At 73.3% G+C, this 16,180-nt stretch carries 16 protein-coding genes; 8 read left to right on the top strand and 8 right to left on the bottom strand.

Annotation, left to right across the window (positions count from 1 at the left end; translation table 11 throughout):
* Positions 1–116 precede the first annotated feature (116 nt).
* Together ACIQF6_RS02585 and ACIQF6_RS02580 are read left to right on the top strand one after the other, a co-directional pair.
* Positions 117–1,124 (top strand): hypothetical protein, encoded by a 1,008-nt coding sequence (locus tag ACIQF6_RS02585; RefSeq protein ID WP_400889236.1) that lies wholly within the window; start codon positions 117–119, stop codon positions 1,122–1,124.
* 379 nt (positions 1,125–1,503) lie between these two features.
* A complete protein-coding gene (locus ACIQF6_RS02580; protein ID WP_400889233.1) occupies positions 1,504–2,607 on the top strand; it encodes an LCP family protein in 1,104 nt (367 codons plus the stop codon).
* A gap of 29 nt (positions 2,608–2,636) precedes the next feature.
* Here ACIQF6_RS02580 and ACIQF6_RS02575 read toward each other — a convergent pair whose 3' ends face one another.
* On the bottom strand, positions 2,637–3,629 hold the full coding sequence (locus ACIQF6_RS02575; protein WP_400889230.1) for a YdcF family protein: 993 nt from the start codon (positions 3,627–3,629) through the stop codon (positions 2,637–2,639).
* A 57-nt stretch (positions 3,630–3,686) separates the two neighbouring features.
* The gene (locus ACIQF6_RS02570; protein WP_400889227.1) at positions 3,687–5,747 is read right to left on the bottom strand and encodes an MDR family MFS transporter; all 2,061 of its coding nucleotides are present in this window, start codon (positions 5,745–5,747) and stop codon (positions 3,687–3,689) included.
* Between the two features lie 123 nt (positions 5,748–5,870).
* On the opposite strand from ACIQF6_RS02570, the gene ACIQF6_RS02565 reads away from it, so the two are divergent.
* From ACIQF6_RS02565 to ACIQF6_RS02555, 3 genes are read left to right on the top strand one after another with little or no spacing between them, the layout of a single operon-like run.
* The gene (locus ACIQF6_RS02565) at positions 5,871–6,395 is read left to right on the top strand and encodes a SigE family RNA polymerase sigma factor (RefSeq protein WP_400889225.1); all 525 of its coding nucleotides are present in this window, start codon (positions 5,871–5,873) and stop codon (positions 6,393–6,395) included.
* Positions 6,396–6,427: 32 nt separating this feature from the next.
* A complete protein-coding gene (locus ACIQF6_RS02560) occupies positions 6,428–7,639 on the top strand; it encodes a hypothetical protein (RefSeq protein ID WP_400889222.1) in 1,212 nt (403 codons plus the stop codon).
* Between the two features lie 44 nt (positions 7,640–7,683).
* Positions 7,684–8,091, top strand: a complete 408-nt coding sequence (locus ACIQF6_RS02555; protein WP_400889219.1) for an HIT family protein — start codon at positions 7,684–7,686, stop codon at positions 8,089–8,091.
* A 72-nt stretch (positions 8,092–8,163) separates the two neighbouring features.
* On the opposite strand, the gene ACIQF6_RS02550 is transcribed toward ACIQF6_RS02555, so the two are convergent.
* Positions 8,164–9,075 carry a helix-turn-helix transcriptional regulator gene (locus ACIQF6_RS02550; RefSeq protein ID WP_400889216.1) on the bottom strand — a complete coding sequence of 304 codons (912 nt, stop codon included), beginning with the start codon at positions 9,073–9,075 and terminating at the stop codon, positions 8,164–8,166.
* 114 nt (positions 9,076–9,189) lie between these two features.
* Between ACIQF6_RS02550 and ACIQF6_RS02545 the strand changes: the two genes are divergently transcribed.
* Together ACIQF6_RS02545 and ACIQF6_RS02540 are read left to right on the top strand one after the other, a co-directional pair.
* Positions 9,190–10,185 carry a LacI family DNA-binding transcriptional regulator gene (locus tag ACIQF6_RS02545; protein WP_400890085.1) on the top strand — a complete coding sequence of 332 codons (996 nt, stop codon included), beginning with the start codon at positions 9,190–9,192 and terminating at the stop codon, positions 10,183–10,185.
* Between the two features lie 49 nt (positions 10,186–10,234).
* Positions 10,235–11,398, top strand: coding sequence for an alpha-hydroxy-acid oxidizing protein (locus ACIQF6_RS02540; RefSeq protein WP_400889213.1), 1,164 nt, complete (start codon positions 10,235–10,237; stop codon positions 11,396–11,398).
* Positions 11,399–11,557: 159 nt separating this feature from the next.
* Here the strand turns inward: ACIQF6_RS02540 and ACIQF6_RS02535 are convergent, their stop codons facing one another.
* Together ACIQF6_RS02535 and ACIQF6_RS02530 are read right to left on the bottom strand one after the other, a co-directional pair.
* Positions 11,558–12,007 carry an ATP-binding protein gene (locus tag ACIQF6_RS02535; RefSeq protein ID WP_400889210.1) on the bottom strand — a complete coding sequence of 150 codons (450 nt, stop codon included), beginning with the start codon at positions 12,005–12,007 and terminating at the stop codon, positions 11,558–11,560.
* Between the two features lie 220 nt (positions 12,008–12,227).
* Entirely contained in the window at positions 12,228–12,707 is a 480-nt protein-coding gene (locus ACIQF6_RS02530) for an Lrp/AsnC family transcriptional regulator (RefSeq protein WP_400889207.1), read from the bottom strand.
* Between the two features lie 112 nt (positions 12,708–12,819).
* Between ACIQF6_RS02530 and ACIQF6_RS02525 the strand changes: the two genes are divergently transcribed.
* Positions 12,820–13,971 (top strand): trans-sulfuration enzyme family protein, encoded by a 1,152-nt coding sequence (locus tag ACIQF6_RS02525; RefSeq protein ID WP_400889204.1) that lies wholly within the window; start codon positions 12,820–12,822, stop codon positions 13,969–13,971.
* A gap of 211 nt (positions 13,972–14,182) precedes the next feature.
* Here the strand turns inward: ACIQF6_RS02525 and ACIQF6_RS02520 are convergent, their stop codons facing one another.
* The 3 genes from ACIQF6_RS02520 to ACIQF6_RS02510 all read right to left on the bottom strand — a co-directional run bounded on the left by ACIQF6_RS02520 (position 14,183) and on the right by ACIQF6_RS02510 (position 16,177).
* The gene (locus tag ACIQF6_RS02520) at positions 14,183–14,989 is read right to left on the bottom strand and encodes a DUF1028 domain-containing protein (protein ID WP_400889202.1); all 807 of its coding nucleotides are present in this window, start codon (positions 14,987–14,989) and stop codon (positions 14,183–14,185) included.
* A gap of 128 nt (positions 14,990–15,117) precedes the next feature.
* Positions 15,118–15,426, bottom strand: a complete 309-nt coding sequence (locus ACIQF6_RS02515; RefSeq protein WP_400890083.1) for a GNAT family N-acetyltransferase — start codon at positions 15,424–15,426, stop codon at positions 15,118–15,120.
* 58 nt (positions 15,427–15,484) lie between these two features.
* Positions 15,485–16,177, bottom strand: coding sequence for an FMN reductase (locus tag ACIQF6_RS02510; protein WP_400890081.1), 693 nt, complete (start codon positions 16,175–16,177; stop codon positions 15,485–15,487).
* Positions 16,178–16,180: the final 3 nt, after the last annotated feature.

The raw sequence follows: 16,180 nt of genomic DNA, 5'->3' as shown, positions 1-16,180 counted from the left end.
TCCAACGAGCGCCCGACGGACGGCATTTCGGGGAATCTCAGCGCCCCGATCACGACGCGAATGCCCACTCCTCGGCGCGAAGTCCCTGTCCCGTCCCACTCATTCGGGAGGAAACCGTGAACGCCGCCGTCAACTGGACCGACATCCTGGTCCGCGACAACTTCCAGGACGTGGGGCAGACGCCCACGTCCGACCCGGTCTGGGAGTCCCCGGACATCATCCCGTTCGGCAGCGACATCCTCGGCTTCGACCTGCTGGAGTCCAGCTACAACGGCCCGGACCTCGGCGTGAGCCATCCCATCGTGGCCGGGAGGCTCAACCGCATCTACATCCGCGGGAAGAACCTGCGGGCCGGCTGCCCCAGCTCCGGCCGCGTCCGGCTCTACTTCGCCCCCGGCGGGCTGGTGCTGGACCCGCGGGCGTGGACCCCGATCACCGCGGAGGGCGGCGGCACCGCCGTGCCGCTGGTCGCCCGCAGCGGGTCCCGGGAGATCCCGCCCGGACAGCTCTGCGTCAGCGAGTCCGCGTTCATCTTCCCGCCCGGGACGCCGCCGGGCCACTACTGCACGATCACCACCGTGGACACCCCCGCGCACCCGATGTCCGCGACGCTGCCCACGTTCAACTCGCTCGTCGACTACCTGAACTGGGTCAGGTACAACCCCAACGTCGGCTGGCGCAACATCGACGTGATTCCGTGCCAGCAGACCAATTACGCCCTCGCCAACCTGGCGATCTGCAACCTGAACAACACCCCGACGCGATTCGTCTTCGGGGTCTCCGGCACGGACCTGCCCGCCGGCACCGCGACCTTCTCCAACACCGACCAGAAGGCCCCGTTCAGCCTGACCGCGCAGATCTACCCGCCCGGCACCGACGAGGGCTACACCCGCTCGATCCTGCTGCCCGCCAACTACTCCGGCACCGTCACGGTGGTGATCCAGTTCGACCAGCCCCTCCCGTGCGACGCCCGGATCGTGCTGCGGGCCTACAATCCGGTGACCAACAACGCCGGCCCGCTCGAACGACGACTCGCCGTCCCCCTCACCGGCGTCCCCGAACTCGACGACGCCCTGTTCATCGAACTCGGCGCGTACACCTTCGTCGCCGCCTCCGGCCAGTGACCCGCCCCCAGCCGGACGACCGACGGCCCACGGGCCGACCGCACCGCCCGACCGGCCGACTTCCCCGCGGCTGACCGGAGTTCGACGAACACCGACGAGCCGGTGCGCCCCCACAACGGGCGCACCGGCCGCCGTCCGTCCGACCGCATCGCCCGCAGTCGGCCCTGATCCGCCGCATGCCGCCACCGATGATGCGCGGTGGCGCAGCGCGGCCGAGCTGCGTCGCCCCGGAGTTGCGGTCGCGGAGAGTCATGGATCGGGCACGAAAGGAGTTGGTGCGGTCCCGTGATCAAAAAATCGAACAGCTGTCGAGATCGCATGAGAGCATGACCGCTTCGGGCTCGGACCGTAGCCCGTGAGCTGGGAGGATGCTCGATTCATGGCGCAGACCGACGAGGTGACGACCGCACCGGAAGCCGCACCGGAAGCCGGGCCTGAGGCCACGCCGGACGCCGCACCGGACCGGAAGGCCCGGCCTCGCCGCAGGGGGCGGCGGATTCTTCTGATCGGTGGCGGCGCGCTGCTCGCGCTCGGTGTGGCGGTCGGCGGCACCGGGTTCTGGGTGTACCGGCACCTGGAGGGCAACCTCGACACCGTCGACATCGACAGGGCGCTCGGCGGGGACCGGCCGGCCGTGCTGCCCACCGGTGCGCAGGACATCCTGGTGCTCGGCACGGACTCCCGCAGCGGCGACAACGCCGACCTGGTGGGCGGCGACGTCGACGGCACCGCCCGCTCGGACACCGCGATGGTCGTCCACATACCCCAGGGCCGCGCCGACGCCACCGTGGTGAGCATCCCCCGGGACACCATGGTCGCCCGTCCGGCGTGCACCGCCGCCGACGGCGGGCAGGTGCCCGAGGCGCCCCGGGTGATGTTCAACTCGATCTACACCGCGGCGGGCCCGGCCTGCGTGGTGAAGACCGTCGAGGCCATGACCGGCCTGCGGATGAACCACTACGCCGAGGTCGACTTCGCCGGGTTCAAGGACCTGGTGGACGCGATGGGCGGGGTGGAGATCACCACCGACGCCCCGATCGACGACAGGTACAGCGGACTGCACCTGCCCGCCGGCACCCACCAGTTGGACGGCACCCGGGCGCTGGCCTTCGTCCGCACCCGGCACGGCATCGGCGACGGCAGCGACCTCGGGCGGATCGGCCTCCAGCAGAAGTTCCTGCTCGCCGTCCTCTCCCAGCTCCAGCGCAAGGGCACGCTGTCCAGCCCGACCAAGGCCTTCGGCGTGGCGGACGCGGCCACCAAGGCGCTCACCACCGACACCGACCTGGGCTCGCTCAACGGCCTGCTCGACTTCGCGCAGAGCATGAAGGGCCTGCAGCCGGAGCGGATGAGGACCGTGACGCTCCCGGTGGTCACCGACCGGATCGACCGCAACCGGGTGGCCGCCGACGAGCCGCGCGCCCAGCAGCTCTGGCAGGCCCTGCGCGAGGACAGGCCCGCCCCGGCGCCCGCCGCCGGCTGACAGCGGGGGCAGGCGGGGCGGGCCCGGTCCTAGCCGGTGACGGAGAGCAGCGTGATGAAGGCGCAGACGCCGAGGTTGATCCACTTGTAGCCGACGAGCACGGCGACGAACTCGCGGATGGTCGCGCTGGGCCAGAAGTAGGCGGCGGTGGGGGAACCGGCGACCTGGCCGTTGACGCCCTCCCGGCGGGCCAGGATCGCGGCGCGGAAGGCGTGGAAGTTGTTGGTGACCACGACGCACCGGTAGTCGGGGTCGGCGCCGATCATCAGCTCGCGGGAGAAGCGGAGGTTCTCCTCGGTGGTGCGGGAGCGGTCCTCCAGCACGATCCGGTCGGCGGGGAAGCCCCGTTCGGTGAGCCAGTCGGCCATCGCGTGGGACTCGGGGAGCTGCTCGTCGGGGCCCTGGCCGCCGGAGGTGATCAGCAGCGGCGGGCGGCCCTGCGCGGCCTGCCGCTCGTACAGGGCGCGGCCGCGTTCGAGGCGGCTGGCCAGCAGCGGGGGGACGCGGGTGCCGCCGAGCAGGCCGGAGCCGAGGACGACGACGTAGTCCACGTCCTGACGGGGGGTCAGCCGGCCGTACAGGTAGGCGTAGCCGACGAAGCAGACGAAGAGGAAGGACAGGTAGAAGGAGAGCAGGAAGGTGGTACGGGCGATCACCGCCAGGACCGGGGACTGGACCTGGACGGCGGCGACCAGCAGGGCGACCACCACCAGGATGCCGACGCCGCAGAGCAGCGAGAGCAGGTTTCCGAGGCGGCGGCCCTCCTTGCGGAGCATCTTGAAGCCGTTGGCGATCAGCAGTCCGGCGAGGACCAGGGTGCCGACGGCGGGGACGAGGACGATCGCGATCAGGACGGTCTCGGCGAGCACCGAGTCGGCCTGTCCGAGGGTGACGAGCAGGGCGAAGGCGAGGAAGGTGATCCCGAGCCCGAGGTACACCGCGTTGCGGAAGCGGCGCCGGTCGCGTCGCACACCTATGGCGAACAGCAGCAGGAGGAGGAGTGCGGGGGCATACAGGATCATAAAGGTCATCTTAGGACAGGCTCACCTGCGAATTCGGGCTGCCGTGTTGACGGGCGGTCAGCTCCGGCGGGCGGGCGCCTTGGTCTGCGGGAATCCCTCCGCGAGGTCCTCGGCGAGCATGCGCTTGGCGATCGCGTCGGCGGCGGCCCGAAGTTCGGCGCTGCGGGGCCGGCCGCGGTCCTGTTCCAGGCGCCGGCCCAGCCACTGGGACCAGGCGCGGTTGATGGTCGCGGCCTCGTGCTCGCCGGCCTCGGTGTGCGAGTAGAAGCCGCCGTGGACCTCCAGGAGGCCGTCGGCGACCATCCGGTCGAACAGCGGCTGGAGGACCTCCGGGGGCATCCGGCGGCGGACGGCGATCAGGTTGAGGGTGGCGTGGCCGACGGAGCGGGTGAACAGGTCGACCTGCATGACGGCCCAGGCGCCGGCCATGTCGAGGCGGGTGCCGGAGGAGGCGACGATCTGCCGGGCGGTGTCCAGGTCGACGCTGCCGAGCAGTTTGGCGACGGAGAACTCCAGCAGCCGGGAGTTGTCGCCGGAGGACGGCTGGGCGAAGCCTTCGCCCATGTCGGTGCAGGCGGCGCGGGCGGAGTCGCGGAGCGGGACCTGCTTGAGGAACAGCGCGACCAGGAAGCCGAGCAGGGCGACCGGCACCGTCCACAGGAAGACGGTGTGCAGCGAGTCGGCGTACGCCCGGATGATCGGCTCGGCGGCGGCCGGGGGCAGGCCCTGGACGCCGTGCGGGCTCTGCGCGGCGCCGGCGATCTGCTCGGGGCTGCTGCCGGTGGCGGCGCCGGCCCGGGCGATGCCGTCGGCCAGGTTGGTCTTCAGCGTGTTGGTGTAGATGGTGCCGAACACGGCGGTGCCGAACGAGGAGCCGAGGGTGCGGAAGAAGGTGACGCCGGAGGTGGCGGTGCCGAGGTCGGCGTAGTCGACGGTGTTCTGCACGGCGATGGTCAGCACCTGCATGCACAGGCCGATGCCGGTGCCGAGCACGAACATGTAGAGGCTGGCCAGCCAGGCGCCGGTGCCGGGGTTCAGCAGCGACAGCAGGTACAGACCGAGCGCCATCACCAGCGAGCCGACGATCGGGAAGATCCGGTACTTGCCGGTCTTGGAGACCACGTTGCCGCTGAAGATCGAGGCGATCAGCAGGCCGATCACCATCGGCAGGGTGCGCACGCCCGAGACGGTCGCGGAGTCGCCGTCCACATACTGCAGGAAGGTCGGCAGGAAGGTCATCGCGCCGAGCATGGCGAAGCCGACGATGAAGCTGAGCACCGAGCAGACCGTGAACACCTGGCTGCGGAACAGCCGCATCGGCAGGGTGGGTTCGGCGGCGCGGGTCTCCACCCAGCAGAACAGGCCGAGTGCGACGACGCCGCCGGCGAACAGGCCGATGATGACGGGCGAGCTCCAGGCGTACTCGTTGCCGCCCCAACTGGTGGCCAGGATCAGGGCGCTGGCCCCGATCGCGACCAGCACGATGCCCAGGTAGTCGATGACGGGCTTGGCGGCGGAGCGGACCACCGGGATGTTCCGGGCGGCGGCGATCACCACCAGGACGGCGATCGGCACGTTGACGTAGAACGCCCAGCGCCAGGACAGGTGGTCGGTGAACAGGCCGCCCAGCAGCGGGCCGATCACCGTGGCGACGCCGAACACCGCGCCGATCGCGCCCTGGTACTTGCCGCGTTCGCGCAGCGGGATGACGTCGGCGATCAGCGCCATCGAGGTGACCATCAGGCCGCCCGCGCCGACGCCCTGGACGGCCCGCCAGACGATCAGCAGCGTCATGTTGGTGGACAGGCCGCACAGGAACGAGCCGGTGATGAAGACGATCGCGGAGACCTGGAAGACCACCTTGCGGCCGAACAGGTCGCCGAACTTGCCGACCAGCGCGGTGGTGACGGTCTCCGCGAGCAGGTAGGACGTCACCACCCAGGACATGTGCGCGGCGCCGCCGAGGTCCGCGACGATGGTGGGCAGCGCGGTGCCGACGATGGTCTGGTCGAGCGCGGCCAGCAGCATGCCGAGCACGATGGTGCCGAACACGACGTTGCGCTGCCGCCGGTCGAGGACCGGTGGGGCCGCCTGGCCGATCTCGCTGGTGCTGGTCACCACGGTATCGTCACACTTCGTCCCGTTCTGTCCGGTTCGACACCCCGTCAAATCATGAAGCGATCAGATGATGATCGTTCAGAACGGTGCGACAGGACCGCCGCCCCACCGCGTTAGAGGGGCATGGACAGCACGACGACGACCGGGGCCGGCGGGCCCCTGGAGTTCCGGGACTTCGCGGCGGCCCGCGGCGGCCCCCTGATCCGCACCGCCTACCTGTTGACCGGCGGCGACGCCCATCTCGCCGAGGACCTCGCACAGGAGGCGCTCGGCAAGCTCTACGGCAGCTGGCGGCGGGTCTCCCGGATGGCGAACCCCGCCGGGTACGCCCGCACCGTCCTGGTCAACACCTTCCTCAGCCACCGACGCCGGCGCAGCAGCCGCGAACACGTCACCGACACCTTCGCCGAGACCGCCGCGCCCGCGACCGACTCCGCTCTGCGCCTCACCCTGCTCGGGGCGCTCGCCGAACTCCCGCAGCAGGACCGGGCGGTACTCGTCCTGCGCTACTGGGAGGACCTCGGCGTCGAGGAGACCGCCGCCGCGCTGCGGCTCACCCCGAGCGCCGTCCGCTCCCGCGCCTCCCGGGCGCTGAGCCGCCTGCGCACCCGCCTCGGCAGCGAGTTCGACGAACTCGCCCGACCCTGACATTCACTCAACAACCGTTTCGGAGAACACCGATGACTTCCGAAGAGGACTTCGCCCGCGCCCTGCGGGCCTCCGCCGCGCACGCCCCCGAACCGTCCACCGAGCTGTTCGCGCTGGCCGCGGAGCGCCGCGGCCGCACCCGGGCGCTGCGCCGCCGGGCCGCCGGCGCCTCGGCGCTCGCCCTGGTCGCCGCGGCCGGCTGCGCGCTGGCCCTGCTGCCCGACCGGCCCGCCGCGACCCCCGGGCCGGGCGGCGCGCCCAGCGCCCAGCAGACCCTGTCCGAGGCCGACACCCTGCGGTCGCTGATGCCCACCGGCGGCACCATCACCGAGGTGGTGCTCTCCCCGCCCGACAGCCGGGGAACCCCCGTGGGGACGGCGCTGAACTACGACGACGGCAACGGCCCGGTCGAGGTGTGGCTGGCCTTCGACCGGATGGCCACCCCGCTCTCCGACGCCGCCATCGCCCTCCAGTGCCCCGACGCCCTGGCCCAACCGACCAGCACCTGCCGGACCGCCACCCGCCCGGACGGCTCCCACGTGGTCACCACCGTGACCACGCCCCGCTGGGACAACGACGACCGCAGCTGGACGGTGACGTACACCACCCCCGACGGCCGGTGGATCCGCGCCAGCGAGCTCGCCACCGGCTCCGCGACCCGACCGGCCCGCGAGCACCCGGCACTGACCGAGGCCCAGCTGCTCGACGTGGTCACCTCCGACGCCTGGCAGCCCTCCTTGGACATCATCCCCGCCCCCACCGTCCCGCCGGCCACCCCCGTCACCGGCCCCGCCGTGATCGCCACCCTGCGCGCCGCGCTGCCGGACGGCGCCTCGCTCGACACCGGCACCGACCCGCAGGCCACTCCCGGACGGGCCCACGGCGCGGTGTCCTTCGGCGGACGCACCAGCCAGCTGGTCGTCTCCGTCGAACACGGGTGGCGGCGCGGCTACGCCGTCGACCCGGTGAGCACGTTCAACAACTTCGCCTACGGCGCGGCGTCCGGCCAGGCCCCCGACGGAACCCGCTTCTACGCCCGCGAGGTCCAGGGCGCGGACCCCCGGCGCACCGATCCCGCCCCCGGCAACGAGTGGATCGTGAGCGCGCTGCACCCCGACGGCACCATGGTCACCGTCACGCTGTGGACGTACGGGCCCGGCTACCGGTTCGCCGCCGGCCCCGGCGCGCTCGACCAGGAACAGCTGGTCGCCCTGGCCACCGCGGCGTCCTGGGAACACGCCTGACGCAGTGTCATCGACCGGGCCTCGCCGGACGCCATGATGGGGCGATGGACTGCCTGTTCTGCCGCGTCGTCGCCGGCGAGGTCCCGGTGGAGACCGTCCTCGCCGACGGCACCGTCCACGCCTTCCTCGACCACCGCCCGCTCTTCCCCGGCCACCTGCTGGTGGTCCCGCGCCGCCACGTCCCCACCCTGACCGACCTCACCGAGGAGGAGACCGGCCCCTACTACACCCGGGTCCGCGAGCTGACCGCCGCCGTCGAGCGCGGCACGGCCGCGGCCGGCAGCTTCGTCGCCGCCAACAACCGGATCAGCCAGTCCGTCCCCCACCTGCACACCCACATCGTCCCCCGCAACCCCAAGGACGGTCTCCGCGGCTTCTTCTGGCCCCGCACCCGCTACCGCGACGCGGCTCACGCGGCGGAGACCGCCGCCCTCATCCGCGCGGCCCTCTGACCCCGCCCGCCCCACCCGGCAGCAGACACCGACGGACCCGACGCCCCCGCCCCCGGCCGATCCCGCCGGGGGCTACGTCTCGTCGGCGGTGCCGCGCACCGCCGTGCGGAAGGCGATCGGCGTCGTGCCGGTGCGTTGGTGGAAGAACTTGGCGAAATTCGCGGCGTCGGCGAAGCCGAGGTGGTCGGCTATCCGGGCGGCGGGGGTGTCGCTGTGGGCGAGGAGGCGTTTGGCTTCGAGGACGACGCGGCGGTCGACGAACTCCTTGGCGCCGATGCCGGAGGCGGCGAGGGTGGCGCGGGAGAGGGTGCGGGGGGAGTAGCCGAGGGCTTTCGCGTAGTCCTCGACGCGGCGGGTGCGGGTGAAGTGGTGTTCGACGGCGTGGCGGAAGCGGCGGTAGGTCTCGCCGGGTTCGGCGCCGGTGGTGCCGCAGGGGGTGGCGGGGTTGGCGAGGCGCAGCAGGAGTGCGGCGAGCAGGTGGCGGAGCAGGGCGTGGTGGATGTCGGCGGGGAGGTCCGCGCCGGAGGCGTATTCGTGGTGGAGGTGGTGCAGGGCGGCGCGCAGCGCGTCGCGTGAGGTGCCGGTGGTGTGCAGGACGGCGGCGGCGAAGGGGTCGTCGAGGCGGGCGGCGGCGACCGTCGCGGGGTCGGGGAAGCCGGGTTCGAAGAGGACGAGGGTGCCGTCGGCGTCGCCGAGTTCGCCCCACTGCTGGACCTGTCCGGGCCGGACCCAGAGCCAGCTGCCGGGTTGGACGGCGTGTTCGGTGAAGTCGACGGTGTGGTGGAGGGTGCCGCTGTCGAGGGTGAGCAGGTGGTGGAAGGCGGGCCGTTGCGGGCGGTGGAAGGCGCGGTCGGTGGCGGCGGCGCGTTTGGCGCGCAGTTCGGCGAGGGTCATCACTTCGACTCCGGCCGGTCCGCCGGGTGGCGCGGCGAACGGGACCTCGGGGATCGCCGTCCCGGTCGTCGGGTTGTCACTGCCTCGCATGGTCACCACATCCGAGGCCAGGCTACCTCCGGTGGATCTTCTGCCGGGAGGGCGGCGGTACGGTCGGTGGAACACCGGGACGGGAGGGGGTCGGGCATGGAGCGGCGGTTGACCTTGCACGATGTGGCGCGGGAGGCGGGGGTGAGTGCGAAGACGGTCTCGCGGGTGTTGAACGGGGACGGTCCGGTGGCGGCGGCGACCCGGGAGCGGGTGGCGGCGGTGATCCGGCGGACGGGGTTTCGGCCGAACCTGCTGGCGCGCAGCATTCGGACGGGCGGCCCGGATTCGACGGTGGGGCTGGTGGTGCCGGATCTGGCGAATCCGTTCTTCGGGGCGTTGGCGGGCGGGGTGGAGGAGGAGGCGCGGGCGCGCGGGCTGACGGTGCTGCTGGGGTGTTCGGGCGGTGACCGGGTGCGCGAGACCGAGGTGGTAAGCGCTTTCCTGGCGCGTCGGACGGCTGCTCTGCTGGTGGTCCCGGCGGCGGGCGGGGAGGCGTTGGCGCAGGCCAGGGCCGCCGGGGTGCCGCTGGTGTTCGTGGACCGGCCGGGGCCGGACGCGGACTGCGTGGTGTCCTCGAACCGGGCGGGCGCCCGCGAGGGCGTGGCGCACCTGCTGGGCCTGGGCCACCGCCGGGTGGCGTTCCTGGGCGATCTGCCGCCGGAGCTGTACACCCGCCGGGAGCGCCTGGCGGGCTACCTGGACGCGCTGGCGGAGGCGGGCGTCCCGCCCGAGGACGCGCTGCTCGCGGGCGCCCGGACCGCGGCGGACGCCGAACTCGCGGTGCTGCGGCTGCTGGCGCTGCCGGAGGCGCCGTCGGCGCTGTTCGCGTCGAACGTGAACGCGGCGACGGGTGCGGTGCTGGCGCTGGGCCGGGCGGGCCGCCGCGACGTCGCGCTGCTGGCGTTCGACGACCTGCCGCTGGCGGAGGTGCTGGATCCGCCGCTGTCGGCGGTCGCGCAGGCCCCGGCGGAGCTGGGCGCGGCGGCGCTCCGGCTGGCGCTGGCCCGGTTGGACGGGGACGGTTCGCCGCCGCGCACCGAGACCGTCCCGACCCGGCTGGTGCTGCGCGGCGCCCCCGCAGCGGACACACCCTTGACTACTCGCCGGTAGCGGATGGAGGGTGGCCGCCACCGGAGATCACCACCCCCGAGGAGCGCGGATGGCCCCGCAGTTCGGCGACTACCAGAACGAGATCTACTTCGAGGCGCTGTTCGGCGTCGCGCCGAAGTACCCGATGACGTTCGCGGGCCTGGCGGAGCGCGCGCAGCAGGCGCTGGCCCCGGACGTCTGGTCGTACGTGGCGGGCGGTGCGGGCGACGAGCACACCCAGCGGGCGAACGTCGCGGCGTTCGAGCGCTGGGGGCTGGTGCCGCGGATGCTGGTGGGCGCGAAGGAGCGGGACCTGCGGGTGGACCTGTTCGGCGTGCAGCTGGCGTCGCCGCTGTTCCTGGCCCCGGTCGGGGTGCTGGGGCTGTGCGCGCCGGACGGGCACGGGGACTTGGCGACGGCCCGGGCGGCGGCCCGGACGGGGGTGCCGATGGTGGCGTCGACGCTGTCGGTGGACCCGATGGAGCAGGTGGCGGCGGAGCTGGGCGACACCCCGGGGTTCTTCCAGCTGTACACGCCGACCGACCGGGCGCTCGCCGAGTCGCTGGTGCACCGGGCGGAGGCGGCCGGGTTCAAGGGCATCGTGGTGACGCTGGACACCTGGGTGACCGGCTGGCGGCCGCGTGACCTGGGCAGCGGCAGCTTCCCGCAGCTGCGCGGCCACTGCCTGGCGAACTACACCTCGGACCCGGTGTTCCGGACGAGGCTCAAGGACCCGGACGGGGATCCGCGCGGCGCGGTGATGGACTGGGTGCAGATCTTCGGCAACCCGCTGACCTGGGACGATCTGCCGTGGCTGCGTTCGCTGACCGATCTGCCGCTGATCCTGAAGGGCCTGTGCCACCCGGAGGACGTCCGGCGGGCGAGGGACGCCGGCGTGGACGGCGTCTACTGCTCCAACCACGGCGGCCGGCAGGCGAACGGCGGGCTGCCGGCGCTGGAGTCGCTGGCCGAGGCGGTGGCGGCGGCGGACGGCCTGCCGGTGCTGTTCGACTCGGGGGTGCGCAGCGGCGCGGACGCGGTGAAGGCGCTGGCGCTGGGCGCGACGGCGGTGGGGGTGGGCCGCCCGTACGTGTACGGGCTGGCGCTGGGCGGCGAGGCGGGGGTGGTGCACGTGCTGCGGTCGCTGCTGGCGGAGGCGGATCTGCTGATGGCGGTGGACGGCTATCCGTCGCTGGAGTCGTTGCGCGCGCCGGGGGCGCTGCGCCGCTGCTGAGCCCCGCGAGCCGCCGCCTTATTGCGACTTACTTGCAATAACAGAGCGTATGCAGCAGAGTGGGGCCGCGGGGTCGTCCTCCGATCGTCTTCCCAACCGGCGCCCGCCGGGACACGGCGCCGGCCCCGCGCCAATCCCCCTCCGCTGCGCAGCCGCACGCTACCGCGGCAGCCGCACCACCATGGTCTTGCCGCCGCCGTCCGGATCGGCCACCGTCGCGGTGTCGCCGCCGGCCAGCAGCGCCATCTCGTGCACCAGGTTCAGGCCCCAGCCGCCGCTGCCGTCGGGGTACGGCGTCTCCCGGCGGCGCGGGCAGTCCGGGTGCCGGTCGTGCACCCGGATCGTCAACTCTCCGGGTTCGAAGTCCAGTTGGAGCGTGACGCGGGGCGAGCGCGCCGCCGCGTGCCGGACCGTGTTGGTGACCAGTTCGCTGACCACCAGCAGCACCGTCCCGGTCAGCGGATGGTCTGCGTCCAGGCCGCGCGCGGCCAGCTCGGCGCGTGCACTGCGGCGCGCCTCGGGCACGGACGCCGGCACGGTCGCCAGGCTCAGGCGGTACCGCACGGTCGGGCTGTACCGCACGGTCTGGGGTGGGTCCGCGACAGCCATGGTCGGTCCCTTCACAGCGGGGCGACCGGGTCGGAGCGGGGAGCGCCGCCGTCCGGCCGCGTCGGGGCGCGGCAGCCCTGCCCCGCGTCCGTACGAACCGGACAGATGGCCGATAACAGTACGGTAGGGCCGAACCGGCAGATCTGCGGCGGCGGATGCTGGACAGTGGCCACAACTCGCCACCCCGCCCGACCCGCGGAGCACCGGGGCCGATCCGGCGTCAGATCGCGGGCGCGGAGGCCGGAATCCGCTCGAACACCAGGTTGGTGCGGGTCTGCGCCACCGCCGGATGGGTCGTCAGGTGATCCACCACGAAGCAGCGCAGCGCCTCCGGGTCGGCCACCGCCACGTGCAGCAGGTAGTCCTCGCTGCCGGCCATGTGAAAGACCGCCAGCACCCCGGGCAGGTCCGGCGCGGCGGCGCGGAAGCTGTCGTTCTGCTCCCGGGTGTGCGCCCGCAGCCGCACCGAGATCATCGCCTGCAGCGACAGGCCGACGGCCGCCAGGTCGACCTCCGCGTGGTAGCCGCGGATCACCCCGCGCTCGCGCAGCGCCCGCACCCGGGTCAGACAGGTGGACGGCGCGACCCCGACCAGCTCCGCCAGCGCGTTGTTGGCCATCCGGGCGTTCACCAGCAGGGCCCGGACGATCGCCCGGTCGGTCTCGTCCAGCGCCGCGCGGGCTCGTGGAATGTTCGGCACGCCCCCAGCGTGACGGCCCCTGCCGAACATCCGCAAGACCGCACCCGGCCCGCACCGAATGATCGACTGACGCTCTGGCGTTCTCCCGGCGTCAAGTTCACCATCAACGGCCATGAACCGACTCGACACCAGAGCCGTGCACGCCGGCCGCGACGACCTCGCCGGCCTCGGCGTGCATGTCCCCCCGCTCGACCTGTCCACCACCTACCCGGTGCCGGACCTCACCGCCGGCGGCGACGCCTACGAGGCACTGGCGACCGGCGGCCGGCCGCCCGCCGAGGGCGGGCTGGTCTACCAGCGGCTGTGGAACCCCACCGTCGCCCGCTTCGAGCAGGCGCTGGCCGAACTGGAGGGCTGCGCCCAGGCGGTGGCCTTCTCCTCCGGCATGGCCGCGCTCACCGCCTGCCTGCTGGCCGCCGCCGCGGACGGCCGCCGGCACGTGGTCGCCGTCCGGCCGCTGTACGGCGGCTCGGACCACCTGCTGGACTCCGGGCTGCTCGGCACCGAGGTGACGTGGGCGACCCCGGAGACCGTCGCCGCCGCCGTCCGGCCCGACACCGGCCTGGTCCTGGTCGAGACGCCCGGCAACCCGACCCTCGACCTGGTCGACCTGGCCGCGGTCGCCGAGGCCTGCGGCGACGCCCCGCTGCTGGTCGACAACACCTTCGCCACCCCGGTGCTCCAGCGCCCCGCCGAGTTCGGCGCCGCGCTGGTGCTGCACTCCGCGACCAAGTCGATCGGCGGCCACGGCGACGTGCTGGCCGGCGCGGTCGCCTGCACCACCGCGTGGGCCGAGCGGCTGCGCCGGGTGCGCGCCGTCACCGGGGCCGTCCTGCACCCGCTGGCCGGCTACCTGCTGCACCGCGGCCTGCAGACCCTGCCGCTGCGGGTCCGCACCGCCTCGGCGGGCGCCGCCCGACTCGCCGACTGGCTGGCCGCGCAGCCCGAGGTCTCCGCCGTGCACTACCCCGGCCGCTCCGGCTCCCCGCTGCTCGGGCGTCAACTCCTCGGCGGCGGCAGCACTCTGGCGTTCGAGGCGGCCGGCGGCTTCGAGCACGCCGCGGCGATCGCCGAACACTGCGAGCTGATCACCCACGCGGTCTCGCTCGGCGGCGTGGACACCCTGATCCAGCACCCGGCCTCGCTCACCCACCGCCCGGTCGCCGCCGCCCACAAACCCGTCCCCGGCCTGCTGCGCCTGTCCGTCGGACTGGAGGACCCGGCCGACCTGGAGGCCGACCTCGCCAAGGCGCTGCTCCGGTAGTGGAGCCCCGGGCGGGACGCCGGTCACCCGGGGTGCGGGGCCTTCCCCCGCGCCCTTCCGGCACCGCACCCCGGCGCGCCGGACCGTGGGGTGGAGGCGGACACGCCTGCCAGGTCGCCGACCCGGCAGGCACGGCAGGCATCCGTCCCGGTCCGCCTGTACCAGGTGACGGCCGTCCGCGGGTCGACGCGTCGAGCCGTCACCTCCGGGCTCAGCGGGCGGCGGTGGTCCGCAGGTGGTCGAGGACCAGCGGGTCGATCCGGCCTTCGACCAGGCGGCCCTCCAGGTTCTCCACGCCGGCCCAGCGGTCCAGGTCGTCGTAGCCGAGCGCGGCGAGCAACGTGCCGACCTCGTCGGCGAGTTCGCCGTCGAGCGCGAGCAGCGAGTCCGGGTCCGGGGTGCCGTGCAGGATCTCGTGCAGGGCGAGCAGGCGGCGCAGTTCGCCGACCGGGTCGGCGTGGTCCTCGACGCGCAGGTCGTGCGAGGTGTCGCCCCAGCCGCCGACGCCCTTGCCGGGGTCGACCACGTACAGCGCGGCGCTCTGCCGGCCGCGGGAGTCGCCGCCGGCCGCGTCGCCCGCCGCGAGGGCGGCCAACAGCCGCTCGGCAAGCGGGAGTTCGGCCGATCCCAGCCAGGCGGCCTCCATGTCGGCGACCACCTCGGGCCCGGTCAGGATGTTGCCCTGGATCGCGTAGTCCGGGCCGGACGCGCCGCCCGCCCAGGGCAGGCACTCCTCGCCGGTCCAGCTGACGGCGCTCTCGGGGCCGACCACGCCGAGCTGGCGGTGCGCCCGCCCGTCGTCGGCGGCGAGCAGCGCGGCGACGGTGTCGGCGGGCGAGGCGCCGGTGCGCAGCATGGCGATGCCCTGCGGGCGGTAGGCGAGGTTGGCCCAGGCCTGGGAGGCGAGGGCGCCGACGCCGATTTCGGCGGCGGGCACCAGGGCGCCGACCGCGAGGAACTTGCTGGCCACGGCCACACCGTAGGCGTTGCCGTGCCGAGCGACGATGGAGAAGGTCACGACGGGCGACGATAGCTGTGCAGGAACGTTTCGTCCACGGTGAGTCCCGTTTCGGCACATTCCGTCAAATTCCGCGGCGGGCACCGGTCTCGTCCCCGGTACCCGCCGCCCGCCGGCCGCGCGACGGCTCAGAGGTCGAACTTGGCGCGCTTGTCGGCCGGCACCAGGTCGACGTACTCGGGGTGCTTGGCGATCCAGCCGCGGATGAACGGGCAGTACGGCAGGACGCCCAGGCCGCGCTCGCGCGCCGTGTCGAGAACGGCGCGGGCCAGCTTGCCGCCCAGGCCCTGGCCCTCGAAGGCCGGGTCGATCACGGTGTGCACGAAGGCGATCCGCCCGCCGTCGCGGAGCTGGTACTCGGCGAATCCGGCCAGCCCGGCGTCCGTGGTGATCTCGAAGCGGGACTGCTCGACGTTGTCGGTGACCTGCGGTTCCATGGCGCTGCGCTCCTCGTTGTCGGGGCTCTCGGAGGGAAGGTAAGGCATCGACGGGCCGTCACTGCGCCCGCAGCGCAGCGAGTTGTTGCGCGAAGGGCACAACCTGCTCGATCGGACGAGTCGCGGCGGGCCGCCCGGCCAGCAGCGCGGCGAGTTCGCGGGCCGCCCGGTCGATCCGCCCGGCCAGCGAGCCGTCGGCGCCGTTCGCACCCCAGTCCTCGGAGGCGGCGAACACGGCGGTGGGCACCACCACGGCCCGCAGGTGGGCGAAGAGCGGACGCATCGCGTGTTCGAGGGCGAGGCTGTGCCGGGCGGTGCCCCCGGTGGCGGCGATCAGCACCGGGGTGCCGGTCAGCGCGTCCTTGTCGAGGACGTCGACGAAGGACTTGAACAGGCCGCTGTAGGACGCGGAGAAGATCGGCGTGACGACGATCAGGCCGTCCGCCTCCTCGACCGCCCGGACGGCGTCGCGCAGCGCGGGCGGCGGGAAGCCGGTGACCAGGTTGTCGGCGATGTCCCTTGCGAGCTCTCGCAGTTCGATCACCCGGACGTCCACTTCCCGTCCTGCGTCGCCGAGTTCACGAGTTCCGGAGGTGAATTCTCCGGCAGTAGCGATGAGTTCGCTGTCGACGTCGGCGAATTCACCTGTCTTGGCGGCAAGTTCGCGGGCGGTGGCGGCGGACAGGCGGTCGGCGAGCAGTCGGGTGGAGGACGGGACGGAGAGGCCGGCCGTCACCACGACCAGTTTCAGTGC

The sequence above is a fragment of the Kitasatospora sp. NPDC092948 genome, from assembly GCF_044754805.1.
Taxonomy (GTDB): Bacteria; Actinomycetota; Actinomycetes; order Streptomycetales; family Streptomycetaceae; genus Kitasatospora.
This window is presented reverse-complemented; position numbering and strand designations above follow the sequence as displayed.

Coding starts and splice junctions, on each gene's coding strand:
- ACIQF6_RS02535 (WP_400889210.1), bottom strand. CDS start 12,007: ATGGCTGTCGCGGACCCACCCCAGACCGTGCGGTACAGCCCGACCGTG.
- ACIQF6_RS02560 (WP_400889222.1), top strand. CDS start 6,428: ATGACTTCCGAAGAGGACTTCGCCCGCGCCCTGCGGGCCTCCGCCGCG.
- ACIQF6_RS02515 (WP_400890083.1), bottom strand. CDS start 15,426: ATGGAACCGCAGGTCACCGACAACGTCGAGCAGTCCCGCTTCGAGATC.
- ACIQF6_RS02555 (WP_400889219.1), top strand. CDS start 7,684: ATGGACTGCCTGTTCTGCCGCGTCGTCGCCGGCGAGGTCCCGGTGGAG.
- ACIQF6_RS02550 (WP_400889216.1), bottom strand. CDS start 9,075: ATGCGAGGCAGTGACAACCCGACGACCGGGACGGCGATCCCCGAGGTC.
- ACIQF6_RS02565 (WP_400889225.1), top strand. CDS start 5,871: ATGGACAGCACGACGACGACCGGGGCCGGCGGGCCCCTGGAGTTCCGG.
- ACIQF6_RS02575 (WP_400889230.1), bottom strand. CDS start 3,629: ATGATCCTGTATGCCCCCGCACTCCTCCTCCTGCTGCTGTTCGCCATA.
- ACIQF6_RS02525 (WP_400889204.1), top strand. CDS start 12,820: ATGAACCGACTCGACACCAGAGCCGTGCACGCCGGCCGCGACGACCTC.
- ACIQF6_RS02580 (WP_400889233.1), top strand. CDS start 1,504: ATGGCGCAGACCGACGAGGTGACGACCGCACCGGAAGCCGCACCGGAA.
- ACIQF6_RS02540 (WP_400889213.1), top strand. CDS start 10,235: ATGGCCCCGCAGTTCGGCGACTACCAGAACGAGATCTACTTCGAGGCG.